The 24,532-nt window shown below is 70.3% G+C and carries 23 protein-coding genes and 1 pseudogene; 9 read left to right on the top strand and 15 right to left on the bottom strand.

Annotated elements, in window-relative coordinates; translation table 11 throughout:
• Positions 1–20: 20 nt before the first annotated feature.
• Complete coding sequence (gene eboE / locus ACZ6TB_RS01070) at positions 21–938, top strand: metabolite traffic protein EboE (protein ID WP_465549193.1); 918 nt, start codon at positions 21–23, stop codon at positions 936–938.
• 250 nt (positions 939–1,188) lie between these two features.
• Here the strand turns inward: eboE and ACZ6TB_RS01065 are convergent, their stop codons facing one another.
• Both ACZ6TB_RS01065 and ACZ6TB_RS01060 read right to left on the bottom strand, forming a co-directional pair.
• Positions 1,189–3,063 (bottom strand): twin-arginine translocation signal domain-containing protein, encoded by a 1,875-nt coding sequence (locus tag ACZ6TB_RS01065; RefSeq protein ID WP_465549191.1) that lies wholly within the window; start codon positions 3,061–3,063, stop codon positions 1,189–1,191.
• A 116-nt stretch (positions 3,064–3,179) separates the two neighbouring features.
• Positions 3,180–3,761, bottom strand: coding sequence for a PfkB family carbohydrate kinase (locus ACZ6TB_RS01060; protein ID WP_465549189.1), 582 nt, complete (start codon positions 3,759–3,761; stop codon positions 3,180–3,182).
• A 9-nt stretch (positions 3,762–3,770) separates the two neighbouring features.
• Here ACZ6TB_RS01060 and ACZ6TB_RS01055 point away from each other — a divergent pair, with 9 nt between their 5' ends.
• Positions 3,771–3,929 (top strand): hypothetical protein, encoded by a 159-nt coding sequence (locus ACZ6TB_RS01055; RefSeq protein ID WP_465549187.1) that lies wholly within the window; start codon positions 3,771–3,773, stop codon positions 3,927–3,929.
• 39 nt (positions 3,930–3,968) lie between these two features.
• On the opposite strand, the gene ACZ6TB_RS01050 is transcribed toward ACZ6TB_RS01055, so the two are convergent.
• On the bottom strand, positions 3,969–4,541 hold the full coding sequence (locus ACZ6TB_RS01050; RefSeq protein WP_465549186.1) for a TetR/AcrR family transcriptional regulator: 573 nt from the start codon (positions 4,539–4,541) through the stop codon (positions 3,969–3,971).
• 80 nt (positions 4,542–4,621) lie between these two features.
• Between ACZ6TB_RS01050 and ACZ6TB_RS01045 the strand changes: the two genes are divergently transcribed.
• Positions 4,622–5,437, top strand: a complete 816-nt coding sequence (locus ACZ6TB_RS01045; protein WP_465549184.1) for an SDR family oxidoreductase — start codon at positions 4,622–4,624, stop codon at positions 5,435–5,437.
• A 112-nt stretch (positions 5,438–5,549) separates the two neighbouring features.
• On the opposite strand, the pseudogene ACZ6TB_RS01040 reads toward ACZ6TB_RS01045, so the two are convergent.
• The 9 genes and pseudogenes from ACZ6TB_RS01040 to ACZ6TB_RS01000 form a co-directional block, all read right to left on the bottom strand.
• A pseudogene (locus tag ACZ6TB_RS01040) lies at positions 5,550–6,386 on the bottom strand (MFS transporter); the annotation flags it as partial.
• Positions 6,387–6,461: 75 nt separating this feature from the next.
• Positions 6,462–7,787 (bottom strand): phosphopyruvate hydratase, encoded by a 1,326-nt coding sequence (gene eno / locus ACZ6TB_RS01035; RefSeq protein ID WP_465549183.1) that lies wholly within the window; start codon positions 7,785–7,787, stop codon positions 6,462–6,464.
• Positions 7,784–8,764, bottom strand: a complete 981-nt coding sequence (locus ACZ6TB_RS01030; RefSeq protein ID WP_465549181.1) for a phosphotransferase family protein — start codon at positions 8,762–8,764, stop codon at positions 7,784–7,786. The genes eno and ACZ6TB_RS01030 overlap by 4 nt, the downstream gene beginning before the upstream one ends.
• Positions 8,761–9,759 carry a C-terminal binding protein gene (locus ACZ6TB_RS01025; protein WP_465549179.1) on the bottom strand — a complete coding sequence of 333 codons (999 nt, stop codon included), beginning with the start codon at positions 9,757–9,759 and terminating at the stop codon, positions 8,761–8,763. Before ACZ6TB_RS01025 ends, ACZ6TB_RS01030 begins: the two co-directional genes overlap by 4 nt.
• Before the next feature lie 24 nt (positions 9,760–9,783).
• Positions 9,784–10,986, bottom strand: a complete 1,203-nt coding sequence (locus ACZ6TB_RS01020; RefSeq protein WP_465549178.1) for an FAD-dependent oxidoreductase — start codon at positions 10,984–10,986, stop codon at positions 9,784–9,786.
• Positions 10,987–11,016: 30 nt separating this feature from the next.
• The gene (locus ACZ6TB_RS01015; RefSeq protein WP_465549176.1) at positions 11,017–12,147 is read right to left on the bottom strand and encodes an FAD-dependent monooxygenase; all 1,131 of its coding nucleotides are present in this window, start codon (positions 12,145–12,147) and stop codon (positions 11,017–11,019) included.
• A 25-nt stretch (positions 12,148–12,172) separates the two neighbouring features.
• Positions 12,173–13,102, bottom strand: coding sequence for a VOC family protein (locus ACZ6TB_RS01010; RefSeq protein WP_465549174.1), 930 nt, complete (start codon positions 13,100–13,102; stop codon positions 12,173–12,175).
• A gap of 169 nt (positions 13,103–13,271) precedes the next feature.
• Positions 13,272–14,225, bottom strand: coding sequence for a PDR/VanB family oxidoreductase (locus tag ACZ6TB_RS01005; RefSeq protein ID WP_465549172.1), 954 nt, complete (start codon positions 14,223–14,225; stop codon positions 13,272–13,274).
• Positions 14,204–15,178, bottom strand: a complete 975-nt coding sequence (locus tag ACZ6TB_RS01000; RefSeq protein ID WP_465549170.1) for a fumarylacetoacetate hydrolase family protein — start codon at positions 15,176–15,178, stop codon at positions 14,204–14,206. Before ACZ6TB_RS01000 ends, ACZ6TB_RS01005 begins: the two co-directional genes overlap by 22 nt.
• Before the next feature lie 144 nt (positions 15,179–15,322).
• Here ACZ6TB_RS01000 and ACZ6TB_RS00995 point away from each other — a divergent pair, with 144 nt between their 5' ends.
• Both ACZ6TB_RS00995 and ACZ6TB_RS00990 read left to right on the top strand, forming a co-directional pair.
• Positions 15,323–16,246: a LysR family transcriptional regulator gene (locus ACZ6TB_RS00995; RefSeq protein ID WP_465549168.1), complete on the top strand. Its 924-nt coding sequence runs from the start codon at positions 15,323–15,325 to the stop codon at positions 16,244–16,246.
• Between the two features lie 188 nt (positions 16,247–16,434).
• Complete coding sequence (locus ACZ6TB_RS00990; RefSeq protein WP_465549167.1) at positions 16,435–17,487, top strand: amidohydrolase family protein; 1,053 nt, start codon at positions 16,435–16,437, stop codon at positions 17,485–17,487.
• On the opposite strand, the gene ACZ6TB_RS00985 is transcribed toward ACZ6TB_RS00990, so the two are convergent.
• The 3 genes from ACZ6TB_RS00985 to ACZ6TB_RS00975 form a co-directional block, all read right to left on the bottom strand.
• Complete coding sequence (locus ACZ6TB_RS00985) at positions 17,453–17,806, bottom strand: hypothetical protein (RefSeq protein WP_465549165.1); 354 nt, start codon at positions 17,804–17,806, stop codon at positions 17,453–17,455. The two genes, ACZ6TB_RS00990 and ACZ6TB_RS00985, sit on opposite strands and share 35 nt — an antisense overlap.
• A 37-nt stretch (positions 17,807–17,843) precedes the next feature.
• The gene (locus tag ACZ6TB_RS00980) at positions 17,844–18,089 is read right to left on the bottom strand and encodes a hypothetical protein (protein WP_465549163.1); all 246 of its coding nucleotides are present in this window, start codon (positions 18,087–18,089) and stop codon (positions 17,844–17,846) included.
• Positions 18,090–18,201: 112 nt separating this feature from the next.
• Complete coding sequence (locus ACZ6TB_RS00975; RefSeq protein ID WP_465549161.1) at positions 18,202–19,263, bottom strand: LacI family DNA-binding transcriptional regulator; 1,062 nt, start codon at positions 19,261–19,263, stop codon at positions 18,202–18,204.
• A gap of 218 nt (positions 19,264–19,481) precedes the next feature.
• On the opposite strand from ACZ6TB_RS00975, the gene ACZ6TB_RS00970 reads away from it, so the two are divergent.
• Genes ACZ6TB_RS00970 through ACZ6TB_RS00955 form a run of 4 tightly spaced genes read left to right on the top strand, consistent with a single transcriptional unit; the run spans position 19,482 to position 24,514 of the window.
• A complete protein-coding gene (locus tag ACZ6TB_RS00970) occupies positions 19,482–21,002 on the top strand; it encodes an ABC transporter substrate-binding protein (RefSeq protein ID WP_465549159.1) in 1,521 nt (506 codons plus the stop codon).
• Between the two features lie 14 nt (positions 21,003–21,016).
• Complete coding sequence (locus ACZ6TB_RS00965; protein WP_465549157.1) at positions 21,017–21,958, top strand: ABC transporter permease; 942 nt, start codon at positions 21,017–21,019, stop codon at positions 21,956–21,958.
• On the top strand, positions 21,955–23,703 hold the full coding sequence (locus tag ACZ6TB_RS00960; protein WP_465549155.1) for a dipeptide/oligopeptide/nickel ABC transporter permease/ATP-binding protein: 1,749 nt from the start codon (positions 21,955–21,957) through the stop codon (positions 23,701–23,703). The genes ACZ6TB_RS00965 and ACZ6TB_RS00960 overlap by 4 nt, the downstream gene beginning before the upstream one ends.
• Position 23,704: 1 nt before the next feature.
• Positions 23,705–24,514: an ABC transporter ATP-binding protein gene (locus ACZ6TB_RS00955; RefSeq protein WP_465549154.1), complete on the top strand. Its 810-nt coding sequence runs from the start codon at positions 23,705–23,707 to the stop codon at positions 24,512–24,514.
• Positions 24,515–24,532: the final 18 nt, after the last annotated feature.

The following is a 24,532-nucleotide window of genomic DNA, read 5'->3' as shown; positions in this document are numbered from 1 at the left end:
CCGTTCAAGGCCGGAGAGTCATGGAGCAGGTGTACGAGCCGGACTGGTCCACCGAGGAACGCCTCATCTACACGAACCAGGTCGCGGACATTCTCGCCGACATCACACCCGTCTCGGTCGCGCCGTCAATCCAGACCGCGCCCCTGGCCTTCCGCGCCAACGTGCGCTCCGCGGACGACGTCGCTCGGATCACCGGCAACCTGCTGCGCGCCGTGGCCCACCTCATCGACCTCGAACGACGCACCGGCCGGCGGGTGAAGCTGGCACTCGAACCGGAGCCGTTCTGCCTGCTGGAAACGACGGAGGAGACGCTCGACTACTTCCGCCGGCATATCTGGTCACCCGAGGGCATCCGTACGCTGTGCGCACTCACCGGCCTCCCGGCCAGCGAAACCGCCGGCCTGGTGCGCCGGCACCTTGGCGTGGTCTTCGACATCGGCCACCAATCAGTGGAGTTCGAGGACATCGCGGCGTCGCTGCGAGCACTGCGCGACGCCGGGGTGCCGATCTTCAAGCTGCAGGCCGCGGCCGCGTTACGTGTGCCCGAGGTTACCGAGGAAGCCGTCGCCGCGCTGGCCGACTTCACCGGCACGATCTACCTGAGCCAGACCACCGAGGCACGCGATGGCCGGCTCACCAAGATGCTGACGCTGAGCGACGCGATCGACGCGTGGCGCCTGGACCCGACCGGCGCGCGCGAATGGCGCACTCATTTCCACGTGCCGATCTTCGTCGACGACCTGGGCGGCTTCCATACCACCAGATCCGGAATCGAGGCGGCGCTGGCCCTGCACGCCGAGGTGCCACTCTCCGATCATCTGGAGATCGAGACCTACACCTGGGACGTCCTGCCGACCCAGCTCAAGACCGGAGACGTTGTCGACAATGTCGTCCGCGAATGGACCTGGCTACGCGAGTGCCTGGATGCCGGGGCCTGAAGGAACTGCTCCATCGGCACGTACCGCCGACCACGCCGTGACCGCCGCGCAGGGCAGCGTCGCCCTCTCCGCGAAGTCCAGGTGCTCGGGCAGGGACACCAGCCGGCCTTGAACCGCGCCACGCCGGAAGGTGGTTCGGTACATGGCCCGGGTGCTGATGCGGGACGAATCCGACCAGGGCCAGGACTACGCTAGCGCGGAGCTGCTGGCGTTGGCGGTGCGGGGGAATCAGTCCGTAACCGAAGGCTGGTCATACGCGGCGCTTGTCGCCGGGATGGCGGAAGGCGGAGGGGCTGTAGTACCTCGTGACGGCGCCGTCCTTGGCTTCCTCGCGGCTGTAGTGCGCGAGGAAGTCCCACAGCAGGGGCGGTTCCTCGGCCGTGGTGTTGTGCGAGCGGTAGACGTTCCTGGTCAGCTTGAGGATCGGGACGCGGGTGCCCTGGTCGTACCACGTCCAGGTCTGGAAACGATCGTGGAACCCGCTGCGCCGTCCCTCGACGGCGTCGACGTCGGCCAGGGTCAGGCCGTCCACGCCGAGGTGGTACTGCGCCCAGGCGTCCGTCTGGTTCCGGGTCTCGTCCCAGAGGGTGCCAACGAACCCGGCGATGTCGCCGTACCCGTAGATCAGGTAGTTGGGGATCTTCTTTCCGCTGGCCGGATAGGCCACGCCGTCGAGCGAAACGGCGCCGGCGGCGTTCGGTGCCGCCGGGAAGGACGTGGACGCGACGGCGGCGAAGTACTCGGGGAAGGCGATGGCGAGGTTCTGCGTGACCTGGCTTCCGGCGGACTGGCCGGTGGAGTAGAAACGGGTGGGGTCGACGTCGTACCGGGCGGTGATGATTTCTCGCAGTTGCCGGTAGAAGGCCAGCGAGTCGCGGTGGCTGACCACCACCGACGTACGGCTGTAGTGCTCGCAGACGAAGACGAGCAGGAACCCCTCGCGCTCGGCGACCTTCCACCACTGGGTGGCGTCGACGAAGACCTTGTCGGTCTGGCTGTCGCCCGGCCAGACGAACACGACGGGCGCTCGGCGCCGGGCGGATCGGGGCTGGTAGACGAGGTACTCCCGGATGTAGCCGGCCACCTGCATGGTGTGCACCTCGATGCCGAGGCGCTGGTAGTCGGCGCGCTCGTAGAGCTGATTGCCGTACGCGAAGGAGTTCTCGTAGCGGGTGTACGCGGTGAGGAAGTCGACGATCTGCCGGGTGGTGGCCCGATGCGGCTGGACGGCCACCTTCGAGATCGGCCCGGCGTGCGAGGTCATCCATCGCCGGGAGCCGGGGCGCTGCCGGTACACCGTGCCGAGGGCGCCGTCGTGGACACCGGAGCCCACCGTGTCGTTGGACCGTCTCCAGTACGCCAGGCTGGCTGCGGCCGCGCGCTGATCCGGATGGATGTACCAGGTCGGCAGCACCGTCTCGTCGTACCGGATGAGGCGGAACCCGGCCGGGAAGTCGACCGGCGAGTACTGCGTCGTGCCGTCGTACTCCCGGGACGCGTACGAGGCCAGGTAGGCGGCGCTCAGGCCGGCCGAGTCGACGTACGCCTGGGCGATGACCTTCAGGGGATTCGCGACCGCCCACGCCTCCAGAGCGGGCGCGCCGCCGCCGTACCCGACCAGGTAGTTCTCCCCGAAGATCGAGAAGTAGTTGTTGCTCTGGTAGAACGCCAGCGCCACCGCGACATAGCCGGCCTCGTCCTCGGCGGCGCCCCAACCGGCCGGGCCGGGCTCGAGGACGAACAAGCCCTCCGCCCGCCGGTCGGCCACCTCCCGCCAGCCCGAGGTCTGGAGGAACTCGCCGGTGTCGCCGCCGCCCGGCACGGCGATCACCGTGTAGTAGGAGCGGATGGGCGTCTCGGCCGAGATGTACACCTTGGCGGTCCGGGTCACGCCCGCGACGTCGAACGACTTGGTCCAGTACCCGGTCATCTCCCGCGGCAGCTTGTCGGCGCGACTGTAGTCATAGGCCGGGAACGGGCGGCCGTCGAGGGACTGGGCCTCGCCGAGATCGCCCGGGCGGCCCACCGCGTACGCCGGACTGCCGAAGGTCTCGGTCGTGATCGCCGCGGCCACTGCGAGGGCGGCCGTGCCCTTGAGAAGCTGACGCCGGTCGATGTGAGTCATGGCGCCACGCTATCGGCGGTCCGTTGTGCGGTCCAGGTAGACCGACAGATGGCACGTCATAGATCGAAACGGGTCCTTGTGCCTGTCGTAACCTGCTCGATACATTGACCGTGGACCTATAGATGGGCCAGTGGGTCCACCAGGCGGTCCGCTTGTAGGTCGTTGCGGCGGGGTGGGTTGGCGCCCGCCCGGGCGCACGTGATCGACGCGACCCGGATGGCCTGGTCGATGACGGCTACGAGCTTGTCGTGGCCGAGGTCCCGGATCGTCGCCGGGGTGCCGTGTCCGGTTGCCCGCAGGGCGGACAGCAATCCGGCCGTGAAGGCGTCGCCGGCGCCGACGGTGTCGACGACATCGACCGGCGGCGAGGTGCGGCGTACCTCCCGGTCGGCGCTCATGGCGAAGGCGCCGTCGCCGCCGAGGGTGATGACCACCAGACTCGGGCCGAGGGTGGCCCAGTGGCGGGCGACGGCGGTGATCGGCCGGCCGGGGTGGAGAACCTGGAGGTCTTCGCTGCTGGCCTTGACGACATGCGCGGCGCCGATCAGCTGGATGGTCCGCTGCCGTGCCACGGCGATGTCTCCGACGACGCCGGGTCGGATGTTCGGGTCGAAGCTCAGCAGGACCTCTCCTTCTCGCCGCACGCGGTTCAGGAGGTCGCTGATCTCGTCGGCGCCGGGCGGCCGGTAACAGGCCAAGGATCCGGTGTGCAGGACGGTGGTGCCGGCCGGCACGGCCAGGTAAACGTGGCCTGGGGGCAGATCATGGCTTACGCCACCATGATCACGATACCGGTTCTGGCCCTGTTCCTGGCCTTCCAGCGATCCTTCATCAACAGCATCGCCGCCACCGGCGTGAAAGGCTGATGGTCGGGCGTTCCCCGGCACGGGGCGGCCGAAAGGCGCTCAGGCGGAGAATCGGGCGGCGGGAGCGGCCTGGTCGAGGCAATGCTCCAGCCGGCGGAGGTAGTCGTCGAAGGTCTCGTCGGCACGCCAGGTCTGATAGGCGGTCGCGGTCGCCGCGAGAGCCAGGTTGAGCTGCAGCAAGGCGGTCATCTCGTCGCCGCCGCGGGTGAGGGCCCAGTCGTGCAGGTCGGTGCGGAACTGATCGCCGAAGGCCTGCGTCTGCTGCGCAAGCGCGGGTGTCTGGGTCTTGAGCCGGCGCTGCAGCGGCATCCGGTCGCGCAGGGTCTCGTTGAAGCCCAGCATGACCGCGGTCAGCGACTCCCACAGCGGTTCCCCGTCGGGCCGGCCGGCCATGAGTTCCTGCCAGCTCTCGCGCTGCTCCGGGTCCTGGTCGAAGACGACCGCTTCCTTGCTGCCGAAGTAGTTGAAGAAGGTTGCGCGGGAGACGTCCGCCGCGGCGGCGATCTGCTCGACCGTCGTGGACTCGTAGCCGCGCTCGTCGAACAGCTCGAGTGCGGCAGCCCGGATGGCCCGCCAGGCAGCCAGCTTCTTGCGCTCCCGCAGTGTCGTCACGATCACCAGCATACTTTCTGCACTAATCTAAAATTAGACTAGTCCAGGAATCTCGTCACGTCGCTTCGGAAGAGGTCTTCATGAGCAAGATCTGGTTCATCACCGGCACATCCCGCGGCTTCGGCCGCAACTTCGCCGAGTCGGCTCTCGAACGCGGAGACAAGGTTGCCGCCACCGCGCGGAACGTCTCGACGCTCGATGACCTTGTCGCCAAGTACGGCGATGCCATCCTGCCGCTGGCTCTGGACGTCACCGACAAGAGTGCCGTCACCGCCGCCGTGAAGGCCGCGCACGACAAGTTCGGGCGCCTCGACGTCGTGGTCAACAACGCGGGCTACGGCTTGTTCGGCATGGTGGAGGAGATCACCGAGAAGCAGCTGCGCGACCAGTTGGAGACCAACCTGTTCGGCACGTTCTTCGTCACCCAGGCGGTCCTGCCGATCCTGCGCGAGCAGGGCAGCGGCCACATCATCCAGATCTCCACCATCGGTGGCGTCGGCGCGTTCCCGACGCTGGGCGGCTACCACGCCTCCAAGTGGGCGCTCGAAGGCCTTACCGAGTCGCTCGCGCAGGAGGTGGCCGGCTTCGGTATCAAGGTCATTCTGGTCGAGCCGGGCGGCTTCGCCACCGACTGGGCCGGCTCGTCGGCCGTGCACGCCGCGCCGAACCCCGCCTACCAGCCCATCCGCGATGCCATGGCCGCCCGCTCCGGTGGAGCGGAGTACGGCGACCCCACGGCCGCCGGCCCGGCTCTGCTGCAGATCGTCGACGCCGAGAACCCGCCGCTGCGCGTTCTCTTCGGCTCCCAGCCGACTCAGCTCGTCAAGCACCTGTACGCCCAGCGCCTGCAGACCTGGGCCGACTGGGAGCACGTCTCCCACGCCGCCCAGGGCTGATCTGCTCGAACGGGAAGTCTGCGGGTCGGCGTCGCCGCAGCTACCATTGGCCGGCCGCGCCGCCGACCGGATTGTCGACGGCGACCGAGGGCCGGGGTGTCAGCGCCGGGCGGGGGTGGGGCCGTCGGCCGGGCGAGGGGGAGATCTGGTCGATCGCCCGGGGCGCCGTCGATGGCGTCAGCCGCGACGGCGGCGGCCGTGAGCTCGTCTGGCAGGTCGAGGCTGTCGCGCAGCATGACCGGCCGCAGCGCGACGGCGGCGATGACACCGACGACCGCGATGATCGCGGAGATCAGGAAGATGTGGCCGGTGGCGTCGCCGTAGGCGGCGCGGACGATTGCTGCACGGCGGCCGGCAGCGCGCCGATGTTGAGGCTGCCGGAGTCACCACTTCCGGTCGCGGGATAGCCGGCGGCGGTGAGGCCGGCGGTGACCTGGCCGGTGACCCGGCGGTCGAGCACGGCGCCGAGCACCGAGACGCCGATGGTGCCGCCCATGGACCGGAAGAAGGCGACGGTCGACGAGGCGGCGCCGATGTCCTTCAGGGCGACGGTGTTCTGGACGGCGAGCACCAGGTTCTGCATGGACATGCCGACGCCCGCGCCGACCAGGAACATGCCGATGCCGACGTACCAGAGCGGTGTGTCGTGGTCGATGACGCTGAGCAAGGCGAATCTGGCGGCGAGCACGGCCGTACCGGCGATGATGTAGGGCTTGATCTCGCCGGTCTGGGTGATCAGGCGCCCGCTGACGATCGAGGTGACCAGCACGCCGACCATCAGGGGGATGGTGAGCGAGCCGGCCCCGGTGGGGGAGTAGCCGCGACCGATCTGGAAGTACTGGCCGAGGAAGACGGCGCCGCCGAACACGGCCATGCCGACCGCGAGGCTGGCCAGGATCGCGAGGGCGGTGTTGCGCTCACGCAGGATCGGCTGGGGCACGGTGGGCTCGCCGTTCCAGCCGGATCCTGCATCGCATCGCCGGATCGCTCGCCGTCAAGCTGGTCCGCTGCGGCCGCTGGCCGGTCACCGTCGTGCCGTGACCGGCGGCCAGGGCAGTCCTCGGTCAGCCCGCAGCGCTGCGGCGCCGGCGTAGGCGGCTTTGCCGCCGAGCTCCGTTTCGATCCGCAGCAGCCGGTTCCATTTGGCGGTGCGTTCCGAGCGCGTGGTGGAGCCGACCTTGATCTGGCCGGTTCGCCACCCCACCGCGAGGTCAGCGAGCCAGTCGTCCTCGGTCTCACCGCTGCGAGCGGACAGCACGGTGGCGTAGCCGGCGTCCTGGGCGATGCGGACGACGCTGCGGGCGGCGTCGAGGGTGCCGATCTGATTCGGCTTGACCAGGACGGCGTTGCCCACGCCGGCATCGATGCCGCGCCGCAGCCGATCGGGGTCGGTGACGAACAGGTCGTCGCCGAGGAGTTGCCGGCCGGCGAGGCGGCGGGTAGCGGCCGGCCAGTGGGCCCAGTCGTCCTCGGCGAGGCAGTCCTCGAGCGAGACGATCGGGTAGCGCCGGCACCAGTCGGCAAGCTCGTCGATCCACTCGCCGGCGGACAGGTCCCGGTGCTCGGTAGCCAGGACGTACCGGCCGTCGGCGCGCACGAACTGGGTGGCGGCGACGTCGATGGCGATGCCGACGTCGTCGCCGGGGCGCAGTCCGGCGCGGCCGACGCCGGCCACCAGGACGTCGAGGGCGGAGCGGTTGCTGGGCAGGGCCGGTCCGAGCCCTCCTTCGTCGGCGACGAGGGCGGTCGGCAGTCCGCGGGCGCTCAGCTCCTCGGCGGCTCCGGCGCGGACCCGGGCGGCCCACTCGATCGCTTCCGCGAACGAGCCCGCGGCCAGCGGGACCGCGAGAAAATCCTGGACGTCGATCGTACGTCCGGAGTGCGCGCCGCCGGAGATGATGTTGACCATCGGCAGCGGCAGCAGAGGCGCCTCCGCGTCGTCGGCGATCGCGGCGTGCAGCGGTAAGCCGCGGGCGTGCGCGGCGGCCACGGCGGCGGCCACCGAGACGGCCAGAACGGCGTTGGCGCCGAGGCGGCCCAGATCGGGCGTGCCGTCGAGGGTTCGCAACGTCGTGTCGAGCACCGCCTGGTCGGCCGCGTCGAGGCCGCGAACCGCATCGGCGATCTCGCCGGCGACGTGTGCGACCGCGGTACGGACACCGTGGCCGCCGTAGCGGGTGCCGCCGTCGCGCAGTTCGCGGGCCTCGTGCCGCCCGGTGGAGGCCCCGGACGGCACGGTGGCGCTGCCGGTTGTCCCGCCGTTGAGGCGGACCTCGCAACCTACGGTGGGTTTGCCCCGGGAATCGAGGGCCTCCCACGCGAGCAGGCCGGTGATCGTCGTGTCGCTCATGCCAGCCACTCCCAGGCGTCGGTGACGTTGATGGGCTGCTCGGCCAGCAGCCGCCGCCCCAGCCGGCGGGCGGCGCCGCGCTCGGCCGGGGTCAGGTAGTCGGCCGGGCTCTTGCCGTCGACCCGGGCGACGACCAGGCACCCGGTCTGACGCGCGAGCTGCCGCCGATCGACCGGCACGGCGTCGTTCAAGGCATCGCCGTGAGCTTCGAGGAAGGCATGCGCGGCATTGCGACAGTCCGCGGCCGAGGCCGGCCGGTGCAGCGATTTGAGGAGGAGATGCCCGACCGTCCAGGCGGGATCGAACGTCGGGTCGCCGACGTGGGCGACTTCCCAGTCGATCACCCACGGGGCGCGATCGCCCGGCGCGACGAGGATGTTCTTGGGCGTGTAGTCGCCGTGCACCAGGCAGAGCCGCGCGGCGGCCATCGTTTCGACGGTTTCGCCGACGACTCCGGCGAGGTCCTGGTGTCGCTCGGCGATGGTGCGGTGGAAGGGATTGGTGCGGAGCTGAGTGAACGCGGTGACGTCCCGGAACGCGGCGGTGACGTCCGGGTCGCCAGCCGTCGCACGTTGCCAGCGTCCGAGGACCTCGCCGAGCCGGCGGGCGACGCCCGCGTCCACGACGCCGGCGAGCAGGTCCTGCTTCCAGGGACGCCAGGCGGCCGGGGCGCGTTCGATCACCAGGTATCCGTCGGCCACGTCGTACACCCGCGGAACGGCGTCCGGGACGAGCCGGCCGGCGAGCCGGAGCGCGCGCCCCTCGGTGTCGAGCCGCGCGGGATCGGCGAGCCACTCCTCGGCCACCCGGAGCCGGCCGAGGGCCCGCTTGACCACGGCATCGAAGCCGGGCGCCGCGACCGCGACGACGTCGTTGGAGACGCCCCCGTCCAAGGGCTGGATCGTGACGTCCCGGGCCGAGGAGACCAGGCCCCGGCGTTCGAGGTGCGTGGCGAGGTCGGGTGTCGCCGCCGTCATCGTGGTTCCAGGTGGGCCCGCAGCGCCGGGCTGGTCAGCACGTCGGGGTTGACGACGGTGGCGGGGACGCGTTCCTGCAGCACGTCGACCACGTTGACGGCCGCGCGTCGGGCCAGTTCGGCCAGCGACCCGTCGGAGGAGAACGCCGTGTGCGGGGTGAGCACGACGTCGTCGCGGACCCGCAACGGGTGGTCGGCCGGGAGCGGCTCGGGATCGGTGACGTCCAGCACGGCCCCTCCGAGCCGCCCCTCTTGGAGGGCCGCGGTCAGCGCCGGTGTGTCGACGAGGGGACCTCGTGCCGTGTTGACCAGCCAGGCGGTCGGTTTCATCGCCTTGAGCTGGTCCGCGCCGATCAGCCGGTGGGTCTCGTCGGTGAGCGGCACGTGCAGGGACACGACGTCGGCGATACCGAGCAGCTCGTCCAGGGACGACGTGAGGCGGACACCGGAGGGCGCGACGCCGGACCGGGCCAGCGCGATCACGGTCATCCCGATCGCCTGCCCACGGTCGGCCAGCGCTCGGCCGATCGCCCCCAAGCCGACCAGTCCGAGCACCTTGCCGCGCAGCCGTACGCCGAGTCCGGGAACGTCGCGGCCCCAGTTCCCGGCCGCGACGTCGCCGGTCAGCGGGAGCAGGCGGCGCGACAGGGCGAGGATGCCGAGCAGCGCGGAATCCGCGACTTCGTCGGTGCAGTAGGCCGGCACGTTGCTGACCACCATGCCCAGCCGGGTGGCGTGCTCGACGTCGATGTTGTCGACGCCGACGCCGTAGCGGGCGACGGTCCGGCAGCGCACCGCGGCGTCGAGCACGTCAGCGGTCACCGGAGCGAAACAGGTGAGGATCGCGTCCGCGTCCCGGGCCAGCTCGATCAGCGCGCCGGGCCGGTCGGGGGGTGCGAGGATCAGCTCGGCGCCGGCCGCCGCCAGCACCGCGCGCTCCACCTCGGCGTCGGGCCACGCGATGTCCGTCGCCAGTACCCGCAGGTCGGTGTCCATACTGCTGTTGTCCTCCCGGACCGGTCAGTCGACGATGAGGGCGAGCTGCTTGTTGATCTCCGCCGGATTCGTGTCGCCGACCACCTTCTGCAGGAACGGGGTGTGGTCGAAGACGAAGTCGCGGACGGGCCGCAGTAGCCGCGGGGCGTGGTGGAACATCTGCCCGTTGCGGTAGGCCATCTTGACCTGGAACGCCGTGTGCGGTTTGCGCGGTTCCTCGTAACCCCGCAGCGCGCGTTCGACGGCGGCCCGGTCGGTGAGGTCGACGCCGCGCAGCGCCCGGCCGATGAAGTACCCGTCCTCGATCGCCATGCCGGCGCCGTACGCGGCGTACGGGGAAGTGGCGTGCGCGGCGTCGCCGGCCAGGGTGATCCGGCCCTGGGACCACTGGTCGAGGTAGCCGCGGTCGCGTAGCACCCAGCGCTGTACGTGCTGCGCGTCCGTTCGGTCGATGAGCTCCGGCAAGGGGCGGGGAAAGCCCCGGCCGAGCTGCCGGGCCCGGCCGAGCAGGTCGTCGGGCGCCGGGCCGTTCGGGTCGCAGGCCTCCAGCACCCACCATTGGTAGCCGTCGCGGCCCTTGTACTTGATCGAGGTCCAGCTGCCCTGCACCGCGCGCCCGTGCCCGATGACGCAGAAGCCGGTCTCGCCGCCGATGTCCTCGGCGAACGTGTAGCCGGCGATGGCGTGCAACCGGTGTTCCCGCTTGGGAGTGTCGCCCCACAGTTCGCGCCGGACGATCGAGTCGATGCCGTCGGCGCCGATCAGGACGTCGGCCTCGTGAGTGGTGCCGTCGGCGAGGTGCAGCGTGACGGTCCGGTCGTCCTGCTCGATCCGCTGGACAGTCTGGTTCGTTCGCAGCACGCCCGGCTGCAGGGCGGCCAGCATGCGCTCGTAGAGTTCGGGCCGGAGCAGGCCGATGAAGCCGCCGCCCCGGCCGTACTGTTGCTCGATGTCCGGATCGCTCTTGACGGTGGCCCGGACCTTTCCTTTGGCGTTGCGGAACTGCGACAGGCAGGGGGCGCCGAGGTCGGTGGTGTCCACCCCGATCAGCCGGAGGGCCTTCAGCGGCGGCGGCCAGAGGTTGAGGACGTTCCCCGCCGGCCGCGCCTGCGGGTATCGCTCGAAGATGACGACGTCGTGGCCGGCCTGAGAGACCGAGAGTGCGGCCGCCATGCCGGCGGGACCGCCGCCGATCACGGCGACACGCCCCGGTGGGGGAAGTTCCATCGCGGTTCTCCTTGGGGTTCGTGTGGAAAGTCAGGCCGGCTGGCTGACCGCGGCGGCGACCTGCCGGGTGGTGCCGGCGACATCGCCCTGGACGTGGTCGAGATTCCATTGGGCCATCCGCACGGACGCGTCCACGACGGTCTGGACCCGGTGGTAACGGCGGTTCATGAAGGACTGCCACAGGGCCTCGTCGACGCGGTCGGCGGAGGTCAGCAGCTCGGCGAGAACGGCGGCATCCTCGAGGCTGATGGCCGCGCCCTGCGCGATGGTGGGCGGACAGGTATGTGCCGCATCGCCGATGAGCACGACGCGCCCGCGGTGCCACGGGCGGTCGAGCAAGTGCGTCTCGAACCACGTGTAGTTCAGCAGGGCCGGGTCGATGAACGAGTCGCGGACCTCGTCCCAGGGCCCGTGATAGCCGCGCGAGAGGTCGACGAAGTCGGCCAGCCGCTCCCGCGGGCTCTGACCGGAGCGGTCCTGCGCCTTCTCGATCAGCGACCAGTACGCGGTCGTCGCCGAGGTGGGGCAGACCAGGGCCATGTACTGCGGACCGCCGAATATCGCGTTGAACGCGGTGATGTCGGCCGGTCGAGGACCGACCATGCGCCAGGCGCCCATCCCCACCGGCTGGGGTTCCCGCTCGATGCCGAGCATCCGCCGCGTCGGCGAGCGCAGGCCGTCCGCGCCGATGACGACGTCGTAGCGGGCGGTGGAGCCGTCGGTGAAGCGCACGTCGACGCCGTCGGGGTCCTGATCCAGTGAGGCGACGGTGGTGGAGAAGCGGACCTTGGCCCCGGCCTGCTCTGTCCGGGACATCAGAATGCGCGCCAGATCAGGGCGGTACATGCCCATCGTGGCCGGCAGATCCGGGCCGCCGAACGGAAGGTCGGCGATCTCGGCCACGACCGTGGCGGAGGGGTCCGGAGCCCGGACGACGAGCTTCGAGAAGGTGTAGCCCAGGCTGAGGCATTCCGGAAGCACTCCCAGCTGGCGCAGGACGCGAAGCGCGTTGCCTTGCAGGGTGATGCCGGAGCCGAGCGAGCTTACTCCGGGCTTGATCTCGACCAGGTCGACGTCGACTCCGGCCTCGGCGAGCAGGGTCGCGGCGGCGGCACCGGCCGCGCCACCGCCGACCACCAGGACGTTGTGCACGGCGGGCATACCGGTTCCTCCGGGGTTCGGTGCGTCAGGCCTGGTACGGGTGAACGGTTTCGTTGGGCTGGAAGGTGAACTTGTGGCCCCACATGTCCGACCGCTTGCCTTTGCGAAGGTTGATGTTGTGCGGGGAGCGGCGCGACATGTCGTCGATGGGCAGGCCGTCCCAGCCGTACTCGATGAAGAAGCCACCCGCGGTGCGGATGTAGTACGAGACCGTCTGGTCGCCGATGTGCCGCCCGAGGTTCATCAGCAGATCGGGGTTCGCGTCCCCGCCGAGCACGTCGAAGTAGGAGTAGCCGACGTCGTCGAGAGACGTGGACTCCAGGTAGACGTGGTGCAGGCCGACCGAGTTCGGCACCTCGAGGAAGGCGACGCTGTGGTGACGCGGGTTCGCCCGCAGGAACCACATCTCACCGAGCGGTTCCTGCATGGTGATGATGTCGCTGGTGAGGAAACCCATGGCGTCGATGTAGAAGTCGACGGCCTTGCGGATGTCGGGAACGGCGAAGACGACATGTCCCATGCCCTGGTCGCCGCTGATGAATCCGGCATGGGGGCGCGGCGGATTCCAGTACCGGTAGTCCGACTCGAGGTAGCAGAACAACTCGAGCGGCTGACCGAACGGGTCCTCGAACTGCACCAGGTGCTTGACGCCGCGGGCGGCGGTGGTGGCCTCGTCGGCGAAACGGGGTTTGGCGCCGGCGTCCTCGAGCCGTTTGACCGCGGCGTCCAGGTCGCGGTGCGACAGGACCTCGAAGCCGGCGTAGGCCAACCGGTACTCGTCGCCCGGGTGGAAGGACAGCCGGTAGTCGGCATCGTCGGTCTTGAGGCGTACGGCGCCGTCCGCACCGTCGGGACCCAGCATGCAGCCAAGGACCTGCGGCCCCCACGTGCGGAACTCCTCGTAGCGCGGGGTGGTGACGCCGACGTATCCGAGCTTGGCGATCGGATTGCTCATTGTTACTCCCAGGTGAGGTGGGCGATACGGACGACGCTAGGGATTCGCTGTGCCGTGCGGAAATGCGTGGTTGCTATCGCTCCGATTCGTCGCGGCTATGGCCCGGGTCACATTTCGCCCGCTACCGGCCGAGTCCGCTACCGGCCGAGTCCGCTACCGGCCGAGTCCCCTACAGGTCGAGGACGAGCCGGTCGCCGGCGGCCGTCGAGACGCAGGTGACGATCAGCCGGGACGCGTCCCGCTCGGGCGCCCGGAGAATCGCATCGCGATGCCGCACCTCGCCGTCGAGGACGTTGACGACGCACGCGCCACAGATCCCCGTGCCGCAGGAGGCCGGGACGGGCACCCCCGCCTGGTGCAGGACGGTCAGCACGGCCGTGCCCGGCTCGACACGCAAGGTCTCGCCGCGCCGCGCGAGCACCAAGGCGAACGGATGCCCGACGCCGTACGCCCTCGGGGGTGCGTCGAAGCGCTGGCGATGCACCACGACTCCGGTGGGCGCGGCTTCGCCGATCGCGTCCACGAACCGGCTGCTGCCGCAGGCGTAGACGGCCGATCCGGGCCGCGCCAGCGCCAGCGCGTCCATCGCGGTCGCCCGATCGGGACTCGACCGGCAATCCGGGCCGAGTCCGCGCACCTCGGCGCCGAGAGCGGTGGAGGCGTCTCCCGGGTTGACGTGAATCATCGACCACGGATAGATGCGGGCCGCCCGGATCCGCCGCGCCATCGGAAGGAGCGGGGCGATTCCGGCGCCGGAGGCGAGGAAGAGATAACGGGGCGCCGCGTTGAGGGGGAACAGGTTGCGCGGCCCACGGACCCGTACCGCATCGCCGACGCGAAGCGCGTTGTGGATGTAGGCCGACGCTCCGTCTGCGGCGTCGCCGGAACGAGCGATCAGCAGCCGCCACGACTGGGTGTCGTCCGGGTCGCCGGCCAGCGAGAAGGGGCGGACCTTTCCGTTCGGGAGCACCAGGTCCACGTGCGCGCCGGGCGCCCAGCGAGGAAGCCCGGCGCCGGCCAGAGCCAGTTCGATGATGCGCTCGGCGACCGGCCGGAGACCCGCCACGCGCATCACCCGGTCGTGGCCGGGAGGCGGGACGGTCACCCCGGCTCGCGTACGCATCGGTTGTGCTGCGCGCCCAGCCGTCCGATGGCGGCTTCCATCACGTCGCCGGGCCGCAGCCACCGCTTCCAGTGGCCGCCGTTGCCGGCCGGGCTCCCGGTGAGGAGGAGGTCGCCGGGCAACAGCGTGACGGCGGCGGAGATCGAGGCGATCAGGCGGGGAACGTCGAAGAGCATGTTGCCGGGCACGTCGTCCTGCATGCGCTCGCCGTTGAGGTCCAGCGTGATCCGCAGCGTCCGGTGGTCGTCGATCTGGTCGGCGGGGACGAGGAACGGCCCGGTCGGGAGGAAGGTCGGCCGGTTCTTCGCCCGCAGCCAATCGCCGCCCAGCGGCCGGTGTTCGGCGGGGAACTGCAGGTCACGCGCGCTGATGTCGTTGCACACGGTGTAGCCGGCGACGTATTCCATCGCCCGGTCACGAGGCACGTGGCGGGCCGTCGCGCCGATGACCACGGCCAGCTCGGCCTCCCAGTCGACCTGGGCCGCCTCGGACGGCAGCAGAACGTCGTCGTCCGGTCCGCAGATCGCGGTCGGCAGGCCGGCGAACACGAACGGACTGCCGGTTCGCGCCTTCTCATCCATCTGCTCGTCGGCCGCCCGGCGCACCTCCTCGTCGCTGCGGGCGTCGCCGGGCGCGCGACTGGAGACGAGGATCTGCGCGACGTGGGAGCGGTAGTTGGCGCCGGCCTGGAAGATCTGCCGGGGCTCCACCGGCGCGAGCGGATGCAGATCCGGCAGGGGCAGGCCGTCCGCGGGCCCGCTCACCGCCGCCAGCTCACCCAGACGGCGGCGTACGACTGCCCATTCCCGCAGCAGGCTCAGGTAGGTGGCCGGGCCCTTGACCAGTTGGTCGTCGAGGAGGCGGACGACGCGATCGCCGACGACCAGCCCGGTGAATGCGCCGGAACCGTCGTCGAAGATGCCGAGCGCGTGTCCGTCCACGTAGCGGGCCATCAATCCTCCTCGTCGCCATCGAAACATCGTCGTAACCTGCTACTGACGCTAGGCAGTACCGGCAGCGGCCGGAAATGCAGCGCATGGCTGGCAGCTATCCACGAGCGGGATGGCGGTGCGGCTCCGGGGCGAGTGAGGAGAGCGATGAAGCTCGGCCAGGTCGACTTGAATCTGCTGGTGGTGCTGGATGCCCTGCTGCGGGAGAAGAATGTGACGCGAGCGGCGGAAAGCCTGCACATGTCGCAGCCCGCCACCAGCTCGTCGCTGGCCCGGTTGCGGCGGATCCTCGGCGATGAGCTGCTCTACAAGAACGGCCGTCACCTGGAGCTGACGCCGCGCGCCGAATCGCTCATCGAGCCGGTCCGCGGGGTGCTCGCCACGATCCAGCAGAAGATCGTTCAGTCGCCGATCTTCGACCCGGCCGTGGACACCCGCCGCTTCAGCATCATGGCCAGCGACTACGTCGGCGCGATGCTGCTGCGGCCGTTGCTCGGCCGGCTGGCCGGACTGGCGGCGGGGCTACGGCTGGATGCCGCCCCGGTCGGCTCGCGCTATCTGACCGCGCTGCAGCGGGACGAGATCGACATCGCGATCCTGCCCGACCGCCTCGTGCCCGACGACGAGTTGCCGGACTGCTCGCGGCTCCCGGTCATCCAGGATCGGTTCGTCGGCGCGGTCTGGACCGGCCATCCGACCGCCGGCGGGCGTCTGGACGCCGCGCTGCTCAGCTCCTGCCCGTACCTCATGTACAGCATCGAGGGCGGGCGCTCGATCGTCGAGGAGGAGCTGGACGAGGTGGGGTGCGCCCGGCACGTCGTCGCGACGGCCGGCGGGTTCATGACGATGCCGTTCCTGCTGGCGGGCACCGAACTCGTCGCCGTCATTCCCGAACGGCTCGCCCGCCGCGTGGCGGCCGCGGCCGACATCAAGATCCTCGAACCGGCCGTGCCACTGCCGCCGCTGCAACAGTCGGCGTTCTGGCACTCGCGGCGCGACAACGATCCCGGGCATCGCTGGCTGCGCGAGCAGATCATCGCCGTTTCGAGCCACGAGAGCCGCCCGGCCTGATGCCCGCCGGTCCACCTTGACCGCGGCCATAACTCGCGTGGATGGCAAGGCATACGTATCACGCATTTCCCCACCGCCTTGCCGGCTGCCGATACTGACGTCCCACGACGGCGCCGTTGTTCCGATCCCGGAGACCAAGACATGATCTTCAGCGTGGCGCGGATCCTCGCGTACTGCTCGACCATCGCATGAGCACCGCCAATCCGGCGATCGACGTGCACGCTCACGTCGCCGTTCCGGCCGTCGACGCCCTGATCGCCGGCGAACCCGGCCTCGCCCGCCAGCGGCAGATCGACGCCGCCACGCTGGGCCCGGCATCGCTGACGGAGAACCAGCGGCAGATCGCCGAGATCGGCCCCCGGCTGCTCGACCTCGACCTGCGCCTGGCCGCGATGGACCGGGCCCGAGTGGACGTCCAGGCCGTCACGGTCGTACCGCTCCCGCACGCCTGGGCCGCGCCCGCGCTCGCCGAGCGAATCGTCGACACCAGCAACCAGGCGGTCGCCGACTACTGCCGGCGGCGGCCGGACCGGCTGCTGCCCGTCGGCACGGTCTCGCTGCAACATCCGCACCTGGCCGTCAGGCAGCTGCGCCACGCCGTCACCCAGCTCGGCATGCGCGGTGTGCAGATCTCCACCTCGGCCGGCCCGGAGATGGAGCTCGACGACACGCGCCTGGCCGAGTTCTGGGCCACCGCCGAGGAGCTCGAGGCGGCGGTGCTTCTCCACCCGTGGGGCTGCACCCTCGGCGAACGGTTGAACGCCTACTACCTGTTCAACAGCGTCGGCAACCCCACCGAGACGGCGCTCGCGCTGTCCCGGATCCTCTTCAGCGGACTGCTCGAACGCCACCCCCGGCTCAAGATCTGGTCAGCCCACGGCGGCGGCTACCTCGCCGGCTACGTCGTGCGCGCCGACCACGCCTGGTCGGTACGCGCCGACGCGCACACCACCGAGCTGCCGCCGAGCGAACTGCTGCGCCGCACCTACGTCGACTCGCTCGTCTACACCCCGCAGCAGCTGCGCCATCTGGTCGCCGTCATGGGCCCGGGCCAGGTCACCCTGGGCAGCGACTACCCCTTCGACATGGGTGTCGACGACCCGGTCGACCGGCTGCTCGCGGCCGGTTTCGACGACGGCACCGTCACCGCCATCCGCGGCGCCAACGCCGTCCGCCTGCTGGGCGCCTTGCCCGGCCGGCCGAACCCTACTGCGGACGGCGGTCGAGAAGGTAACGGCTGACCATCGCGGCCAGCGTTCGCAGGATGTCGTCGTCGGTGTCCGGTGGGGTGGCGAAGGCCGGGCCGTTCGCGGTGCGCAGCACGAGGGTGGAGAACACGGCGTTGAAAGCGGCGCGGACGACGCCGGCCGGATCCGGTTCGCTGGCGCCGCCGCCGGCGGCGAGCAGCCGTGCGGTGAACTGATCGCCGACGGCCTGGCTGTACTGCACGCCGCGGCGGTAGACCTCGGGATGCGCTCCGGAGATCAGGACGATGGAGCGCAGCAGAGCGGCGTGCCGGGCGACGATGCCAGCCACCACGGCGATGGCGTCGTCGATCACCTGCTCAGCGGGAGCACCAGACGCGGCCGCGTGGCGGTCATCGGCGCCGGGCCGGCCGGCCCGCCCGGCCGGCAACATCCTCAACCTGTGGCCACCGCCGATCAAGGCGCTCGGCCTGCTGCGTCCCAACCTGTACCAGCGGCTGCTGGCCGCGCTGCCCGCCGGCGTTCTGCGGGTCAACCGGGCCGTGGACAGCTTCGAGCAGGATGAGTCCGGTGTGCGGCTGCACACGGCCGACGGCGAGACCGTCGAGGTCGACGTGCTGGTCGGCGCCGACGGTCACTCATCGACGCCATCGGCCACCCCTTCGGCATGGCCATTCCCCTGGGCCGCGAAATCCACGTCCCCGCCCCCGAGGTGGCCGAAGCGGCCCATCACCGACCTGTTCCTCCTGCTCACCGGACGGACCGCGCGGATCGGGCGCCTGCACGGCCGCGGGGCAGACGACCTGCGCCGGGGCCGTCGCGCGGGAAAGCACTCCCCGGTCCCGTTCTGGGTCGTCGCCCGCTACGACTGGTCCGACCCTTCCACGGTTCGCCGGACCGTGGTCGAGAGCAGCTACGGGGAGTGGCCAAGGCTTCGTTCACATCGCCGCCCGGGACGCCGGAGGCAGCCGGGTGCACGCGGGATGGGACAACACCGAGCCGCAACCCGCGTTCCTCGGCGGCCCGCAGCACGCCGAACGCGGCGATGTCGGCCCCGGCGAAGATCGCGGTCGGTGGGCGGGCCCGATCGAAGGCCTGCCGGGCCGCCTGATGGCCGCCCTCCTCCGACAGCCAGGTCTCGATGACGTCCGGTCGCAGGCCGTGGCCGCGCATCGCCTGTTCGTACCCCTGGCGCCGGGCCGTGTGCGACAGCACGAACGTGTCCTCGAACGCGGCCCGCGGCATGCTGGTGTGCGCGATCTGCCGGTGCCCGGCCGCGACGAGATGGTCGACCATCAGCTGGGCGCCCAGCCGTTCGTCGTCGACGACGGTGTCGAAGTTGCGGGGAGTGCCGTGCAGGGCGACCGCCACCACCGGGACGGCTTGTGCGATCTTTTCGATCCACGGGACCTCGATCCAGGGCGCGATCAGCACCAGCCCGTCGACATGGCGGTCGAGCAGGGCCTCGATACGGCTCTTCTGGCGCGCGGGGGTGGCGCCGGCGGTGACGAGGATGTCTTGGTACGGCGTGTCTTCGAGCGCGTCGCTGATGCCCTTGGCCACCTCGGTCTGGAACGGCGAGGTGAGCTCGACGAGGACCACGCCGACGGTGTAGGTGCGGCCGCGCATGGCCCGGGCGCCGGTGTGCGGCCGGTAGCCGAGCTGGCCGATCGCCGCGGTCACCCGCCCCCGCATCTGCGGGCTGACTCCGTACGCCCCGCGCAGCACCTTCGAGACCGCGGAGACCGAAACGCCGGCCGCCGCCGCGACGTCCTGGATGGTGGTGCGCTCGGTTCCCGCGGGGTCTGCCACGTCGCGGAGAGTACCGACAATTCGGGGCCTTGTGCAACGTTCTACGAGATCTCGCCGTGAAAGTTGGCTCGTTTCAAAATAGTTACGGCCAGGTTGCCGTGCGGCTATTGACGGGCTGTGATGCGCGTCCCTACAGTGCCGCGTAGAACGTTGCACACAATTCCTCCCGTCGAAGCCTGAGTGTCCCCCGGTCGGCGGCACCCTCGAAGGAGTTCCTCATGCGACGCAATAAGTCAGCTCTCGTCTTGGCGGTGGCGCTCGCCGTGCTGCTGGCTGGGTGCACCGGAGAGGCAGCCCCCAGCGCCGGTGCATCCGGCGGCACCACCAAGGACACCCTCACGCTGGCCATGTCGGCCGACATTCAGGGCTGGGACCCGTCGAACCAGCCGGGCTACCAGGGCTGGGGACCCGAGGCCGTCTGGGACACCGTGATCAAGTGCGACGCCTTCGGGAAGCCGGAGGCCGACATCGCCGACAAGTGGACGGTCAGCACGGACAACAAGTCGTTCACCGCGCACATCCGCGAGGGCCAGAAGTTCTCCGACGGCACGCCGGTCGACTCGGCCGCCGTCGCGGCGTCGTTCCAGTACCTCACCTCGCACGGCGGGTCCCAGGGCGACTACAAGGGCCTCAAGACCGACGCTCCGGACGCGCAGAACATCACCCTCACCTGGCCCGAGCCGCAGCCGATGATCATCCAGCGGGTCTGCAACCCGAAGGTCACGACCAAGGCGCTGCTCGACTCCGGCAAGGTCAACGACAAGCCGATCGGCTCCGGTCCGTACGTCCTGGACGAAGCCGCCACCACTCGCGGCTCGGTCTACACGTTTACCAAGAATGACAGCCACTGGAACACGGCCGCGTACCCGTACAAGAAACTGGTCTTGAAGGTCATCGAGAGTGAGACCGCGGCCGTCAGCGCCCTGAAGACCAAGCAGGTCGACGGCTCGCTCATCACGGCGGCCAGCTACAACGAGGTCAAGGCCTCCGGACTGGACGTGCTGGCGATGCAGGGCACCACGACCCGCCTGCTGCTCACCGACCACCTCGGCAAGAAGATCCCGGCCCTGGGCAACCTCAAGGTGCGCCAGGCCATCAACATGGTCTTCGATCGCGACGCCATGGTGAAGAACCTCTACCAGGGCCACGGCAAACCGTCGTACCAGATCTTCCGGCCCGGCAGCGACGCGTACATCGACGGCATGGCCGACCCGTACCCCTTCGACGTCGCGAAGGCCAAGGCCCTGATGACCGAGGCCGGCTACGCGAACGGCTTCAACCTGGAACTGCCGACCATGACCGGGCAGAACCACGAGACCCTCATGCCGTACGTGACGCAGCAGCTCGGCCTGCTCGGCATCAAGGTCAAGCAGGTGCCGCTCTCCGGTGCGAACGCGATCGGTGACCTGCTCAGCGGCACCTACCCGGTGGTCCTGTGGCAGCTCGGCAACTTCGGCCAGTCGCTGCTCGACATCGACGTCGTGGTGCGCTCGACCGGTTACTGGAACCTCGAGCACCAGCCCGACGCCACGATCGACGGCCTCTGGAAGAAGATCCTCACCGGCGACGAGGCCACCCGCAAGACGGCGCAGCAGGACATCAACAAGTACGTCGTCGAGCAGGCCTGGTTCGCGCCGATGGTCAACCCCGACGGGTTCTACGCGCACAGCCCGGACGTGAAGATCGACCACGTCTCGGACGTCGAGGCGCTCACCCCGAAGCTGCGCGACTTCAAGTAGCCGGGAGACTCGCGATGACGCTCACGCTGCTGAAGAACCTCGCGCGCTCGCTGGCCGTGCTGCTGGTGGTCACGTTCGCCACGTTCACCCTGATGTTCGGTAACGGGGAGGGCATCGCCCGGGCGGTGCTGGGCCTGAACGCCCGGCCGGAGGACGTCCAGCGTGAGGTCGTCGCCCTCGGTCTCGACCAGCCGCTGCTGGTGCAGTACTGGCACTGGCTGCGCGACGCGGTCACCGGCAACCTCGGCGAGTCGTTCTACACCGGTCAGTCGGTGACCGACGCGCTCTCGTCGAGGGTGCCGGTCACCCTCGCCATCGTGATCATCACCCTTCTCCTGACGGTCCTGCTCAGCGTCCTGCTCGGCGTCACGGCCGCCGTCAAGGGCGGCTGGGTCGACCGTCTCCTGCAGTTCCTGACCGTGCTGGGCACCGCGATCCCGTCGTTCATCGTCGCCATCGTCCTGGTCTTCACGTTCGCCATCGCCTGGCGGGTGCTGCCGGCCACCGGCTACGTCACGCCCGAGATCAGCGTCTCGGGCTGGGCGAAGTCGGTGACCCTGCCGGTGCTGGCGCTGCTGGTCGGGGCGGTGGCCAGCGCCGCCGCGCAGTTCCGCACCGCGGTACTCGACACCCTGGGCCGCGACTACATCCGGACGTTGCGGGCCCGCGGAATCGGCGAACGGCACGTGATCTTCCGCCATGTGCTGCGCAACTCGGCCGGCCCGGGACTGACGGTGCTCAGCCTGACCACGCTCGGACTGCTGGGCGGGGCGGTGTTCATCGAGCAGGTGTTCGCCCTGCCCGGCATGGGCCAGCTGGCCAACCAGTCGGCCCAGGTGAACGACGTGCCGATGGTGATGGGCACCGTGCTCGTGACGATCGTGATCGTCCTGGTCGTGAACTTCCTCGGCGATCTGGCCACCACCGTGCTGAACCCGAAGGCGAGGATCCGATGACCGTCAGCCCCGCAACCGACGTGGCCCGGCGCCGCGTGCTCCGGCAACTCCTGCGCAACCCGCAGGGCGCCGTGTGCCTGGCCTTCCTCGCCCTGGTCGTGCTGGTCGCGGTGACCAGCCCGTGGCTGGCGCCGTACTCGCCGACTGAAACCGACCTGGACGCCACCAACGCGGCACCGTTCAGCGCCGGGCATCTGCTCGGCGGGGACAGCGCCGGCCGCGACATCCTGTCCCGGCTCATGTGGGGCTCGCGGCAGACCGTGCTCGCCTGCGCCATCATCCTGGTGGTCTCGCTGGCCGTCGGTGTCACCAGCGGCCTGGTGGCCGGCTTCCACCGCGGGCGGTTCGAGGCCGCGGCCGGCTTCGTCTCCGACGTGGTCATGTCGCTGCCCGGCATCGTTCTGCTGATCGCCCTGTACGCCCTGACCGGCCCGGACATCCCGGCCGCGATGGCGGTCTTCGGCCTGCTGATCGCGCCCACCTATTACCGTCTGGTCCGCAACGTCGTGCTGGGCGTGCGCAACGAGCTCTACGTCGACGCGGCCCGCGTGGCCGGCCTGTCCGACCTGCGGATCGTCGGCCGGCACGTGCTCTGGGCGGTCCGGGCGCCGGTCATCATCCAGAGCTCGTTCGTGCTGGCCGCGGGCATCGGCATCGAGGCCGGCGTGTCCTTCCTCGGCCTCGGAGACCCGGCCGGGGCGTCGTGGGGCATCGTGCTGCAGAACTCGTTCAACGGCATCTACAACAACCGGTGGGCCGTGGTCTGGCCGGCGCTGCTGATCAGCCTCACCATCCTGGCCCTGGTGCTGCTCGGCAACGCGCTCAGCGACGTCCTGCAATCCTCGGCCCGCAGCAAGACACTCGCGCCACGGGCCCGCCGCGCTGCGGTGACGGCGGCGCGGCGGGCGGAGCCAGAGGACGATTCCATCCTGGCCGGAAGCTCGGACGATGTCGTGCTGTCGGTTCGGGGCCTGCGGGTCGCCTATCCGATGGCCGGCGGCGAGATCCGCGAGGTCGTGCACGGCGCCGACCTGGACGTGCGGCGCGGCGAGATCCACGGCCTGGTGGGGGAGTCCGGCTCGGGCAAGTCCCAGATCGCCTTCGCCACCCTGGGCATCCTTCCGCGCGAGGCACTGGTGCTCGGCGGCAGCGTCCTGCTCGACGGAGAGGACCTGCTGGCCGACGACGCAAGGATGCGGGCAGCCCGCGGCCGGCGCATCGCGTACGTCCCGCAGGAGCCCATGTCCAACCTCGACCCCTCCTTCACCATCGGAAAACAGCTGGCGTACGGGCTCCGGGCGGTGACCACTCTGGACGCGAAACAGGCCCGGAAGCGGATCACCGAGCTGTTGATCCGGGTCGGCATCACCGATCCCGAGCGGGTGATGGGCCTGTACCCGCACGAGATCTCGGGTGGCATGGCCCAGCGGGTGCTGATCTGCGGCGCGGTCGCCGCCGACCCGGACGTCATCGTGGCCGACGAGCCCACCACCGCTCTCGATGTCACCGTCCAGGCCGAGGTCCTCGAACTGCTGCGGGAACTGAGCCAGGAGCGCGGTCTGGCGATGATCCTGGTGACCCACAACCTCGGCGTCGTCGCGGATCTGTGCGACACGGTGAGCGTGATGAAGGAAGGAAACGTCGTCGAGCGCGCCGACGTCGACGCCATCTTCGAGTCCCCGCAGCAGGCGTACACCCGGGAACTGCTCTCGTCCTCACGCAGCGTCGAGCTGATGGAGATCTGACATGACCGATCAACCGCTGCTGCGCGTCCGCGACCTGGTCGTCCGCTTCGCCGGTCGCCGGCGGACCTCGACCACCGTCATCCACGGCGTCTCCTTCGACCTCGCCGCCGGCGAGACCCTGAGCCTGGTCGGCGAGTCCGGCTCGGGCAAGACCACCATCGGACGGGCCATCCTCGGCCTGGCCCCGGTCAGCGAGGGCACCGTCGAGTTCCGCGGCGAGACCATCAGCAACGTCCCGCGGGCCCGTCGCCGCGAGCTCGCCCGCGACGTGCAGGTCGTCTTCCAGGACCCGTACTCCTCGCTCAACCCGTCCATGACGGTCGGCGACATCCTCGTCGAGCCGCTGGCCACGGCCGGCGTCGAGGGCGGCCGCGCCCGCGTGAAACAGCTGCTGGACGCGGTCGGCCTGCCCGCCGACGCCGCGAACCGGTACCCGCGGGAGTTCTCCGGCGGGCAGCGCCAGCGGGTGGCGATCGCCCGCGCCCTCGCGCTGGACCCGGCGGTGATCGTCTGCGACGAGCCGACCAGCGCGCTCGACGTGACCACCCAGGCCCGCGTGCTCCGCCTGTTCCGCGACATCCAGAAGGCGACCGGGGTGGCTTACCTGTTCATCAGCCACGACCTCGGCGTCGTCAACGAGATCAGCGACCGCATCGCCGTCCTGTACCGCGGCGAGATCGTCGAGCTCGGTCCGGCGAACCAGGTCGCGACCGCCCCGCGGCACGACTACACCCGCCGGTTGCAGATGGCCGCCCCGGTCGCCGACCCGCGCAAGCAGCGCGAGCGACGCCGGCTGCGCCTGGCTCTCTGACCCTCTCCCGTCTTCAGC

The organism is Actinoplanes sp. NPDC051537 (assembly GCF_055586105.1).
This window is presented reverse-complemented; position numbering and strand designations above follow the sequence as displayed.

Excerpts from the sequence above, each read along its gene's own strand:
- eboE (WP_465549193.1), top strand. The coding sequence starts at position 21 with ATGGAGCAGGTGTACGAGCCGGACTGGTCCACCGAGGAACGCCTCATC.
- ACZ6TB_RS01065 (WP_465549191.1), bottom strand. The coding sequence starts at position 3,063 with ATGACTCACATCGACCGGCGTCAGCTTCTCAAGGGCACGGCCGCCCTC.
- ACZ6TB_RS01045 (WP_465549184.1), top strand. The coding sequence starts at position 4,622 with ATGAGCAAGATCTGGTTCATCACCGGCACATCCCGCGGCTTCGGCCGC.
- eno (WP_465549183.1), bottom strand. The coding sequence starts at position 7,787 with ATGAGCGACACGACGATCACCGGCCTGCTCGCGTGGGAGGCCCTCGAT.
- ACZ6TB_RS01030 (WP_465549181.1), bottom strand. The coding sequence starts at position 8,764 with ATGACGGCGGCGACACCCGACCTCGCCACGCACCTCGAACGCCGGGGC.
- ACZ6TB_RS01025 (WP_465549179.1), bottom strand. The coding sequence starts at position 9,759 with ATGGACACCGACCTGCGGGTACTGGCGACGGACATCGCGTGGCCCGAC.
- ACZ6TB_RS01020 (WP_465549178.1), bottom strand. The coding sequence starts at position 10,986 with ATGGAACTTCCCCCACCGGGGCGTGTCGCCGTGATCGGCGGCGGTCCC.
- ACZ6TB_RS01015 (WP_465549176.1), bottom strand. The coding sequence starts at position 12,147 with ATGCCCGCCGTGCACAACGTCCTGGTGGTCGGCGGTGGCGCGGCCGGT.
- ACZ6TB_RS01010 (WP_465549174.1), bottom strand. The coding sequence starts at position 13,102 with ATGAGCAATCCGATCGCCAAGCTCGGATACGTCGGCGTCACCACCCCG.
- ACZ6TB_RS01005 (WP_465549172.1), bottom strand. The coding sequence starts at position 14,225 with ATGCGTACGCGAGCCGGGGTGACCGTCCCGCCTCCCGGCCACGACCGG.
- ACZ6TB_RS01000 (WP_465549170.1), bottom strand. The coding sequence starts at position 15,178 with ATGGCCCGCTACGTGGACGGACACGCGCTCGGCATCTTCGACGACGGT.
- ACZ6TB_RS00995 (WP_465549168.1), top strand. The coding sequence starts at position 15,323 with ATGAAGCTCGGCCAGGTCGACTTGAATCTGCTGGTGGTGCTGGATGCC.
- ACZ6TB_RS00990 (WP_465549167.1), top strand. The coding sequence starts at position 16,435 with ATGAGCACCGCCAATCCGGCGATCGACGTGCACGCTCACGTCGCCGTT.
- ACZ6TB_RS00970 (WP_465549159.1), top strand. The coding sequence starts at position 19,482 with ATGCGACGCAATAAGTCAGCTCTCGTCTTGGCGGTGGCGCTCGCCGTG.
- ACZ6TB_RS00965 (WP_465549157.1), top strand. The coding sequence starts at position 21,017 with ATGACGCTCACGCTGCTGAAGAACCTCGCGCGCTCGCTGGCCGTGCTG.
- ACZ6TB_RS00960 (WP_465549155.1), top strand. The coding sequence starts at position 21,955 with ATGACCGTCAGCCCCGCAACCGACGTGGCCCGGCGCCGCGTGCTCCGG.
- ACZ6TB_RS00955 (WP_465549154.1), top strand. The coding sequence starts at position 23,705 with ATGACCGATCAACCGCTGCTGCGCGTCCGCGACCTGGTCGTCCGCTTC.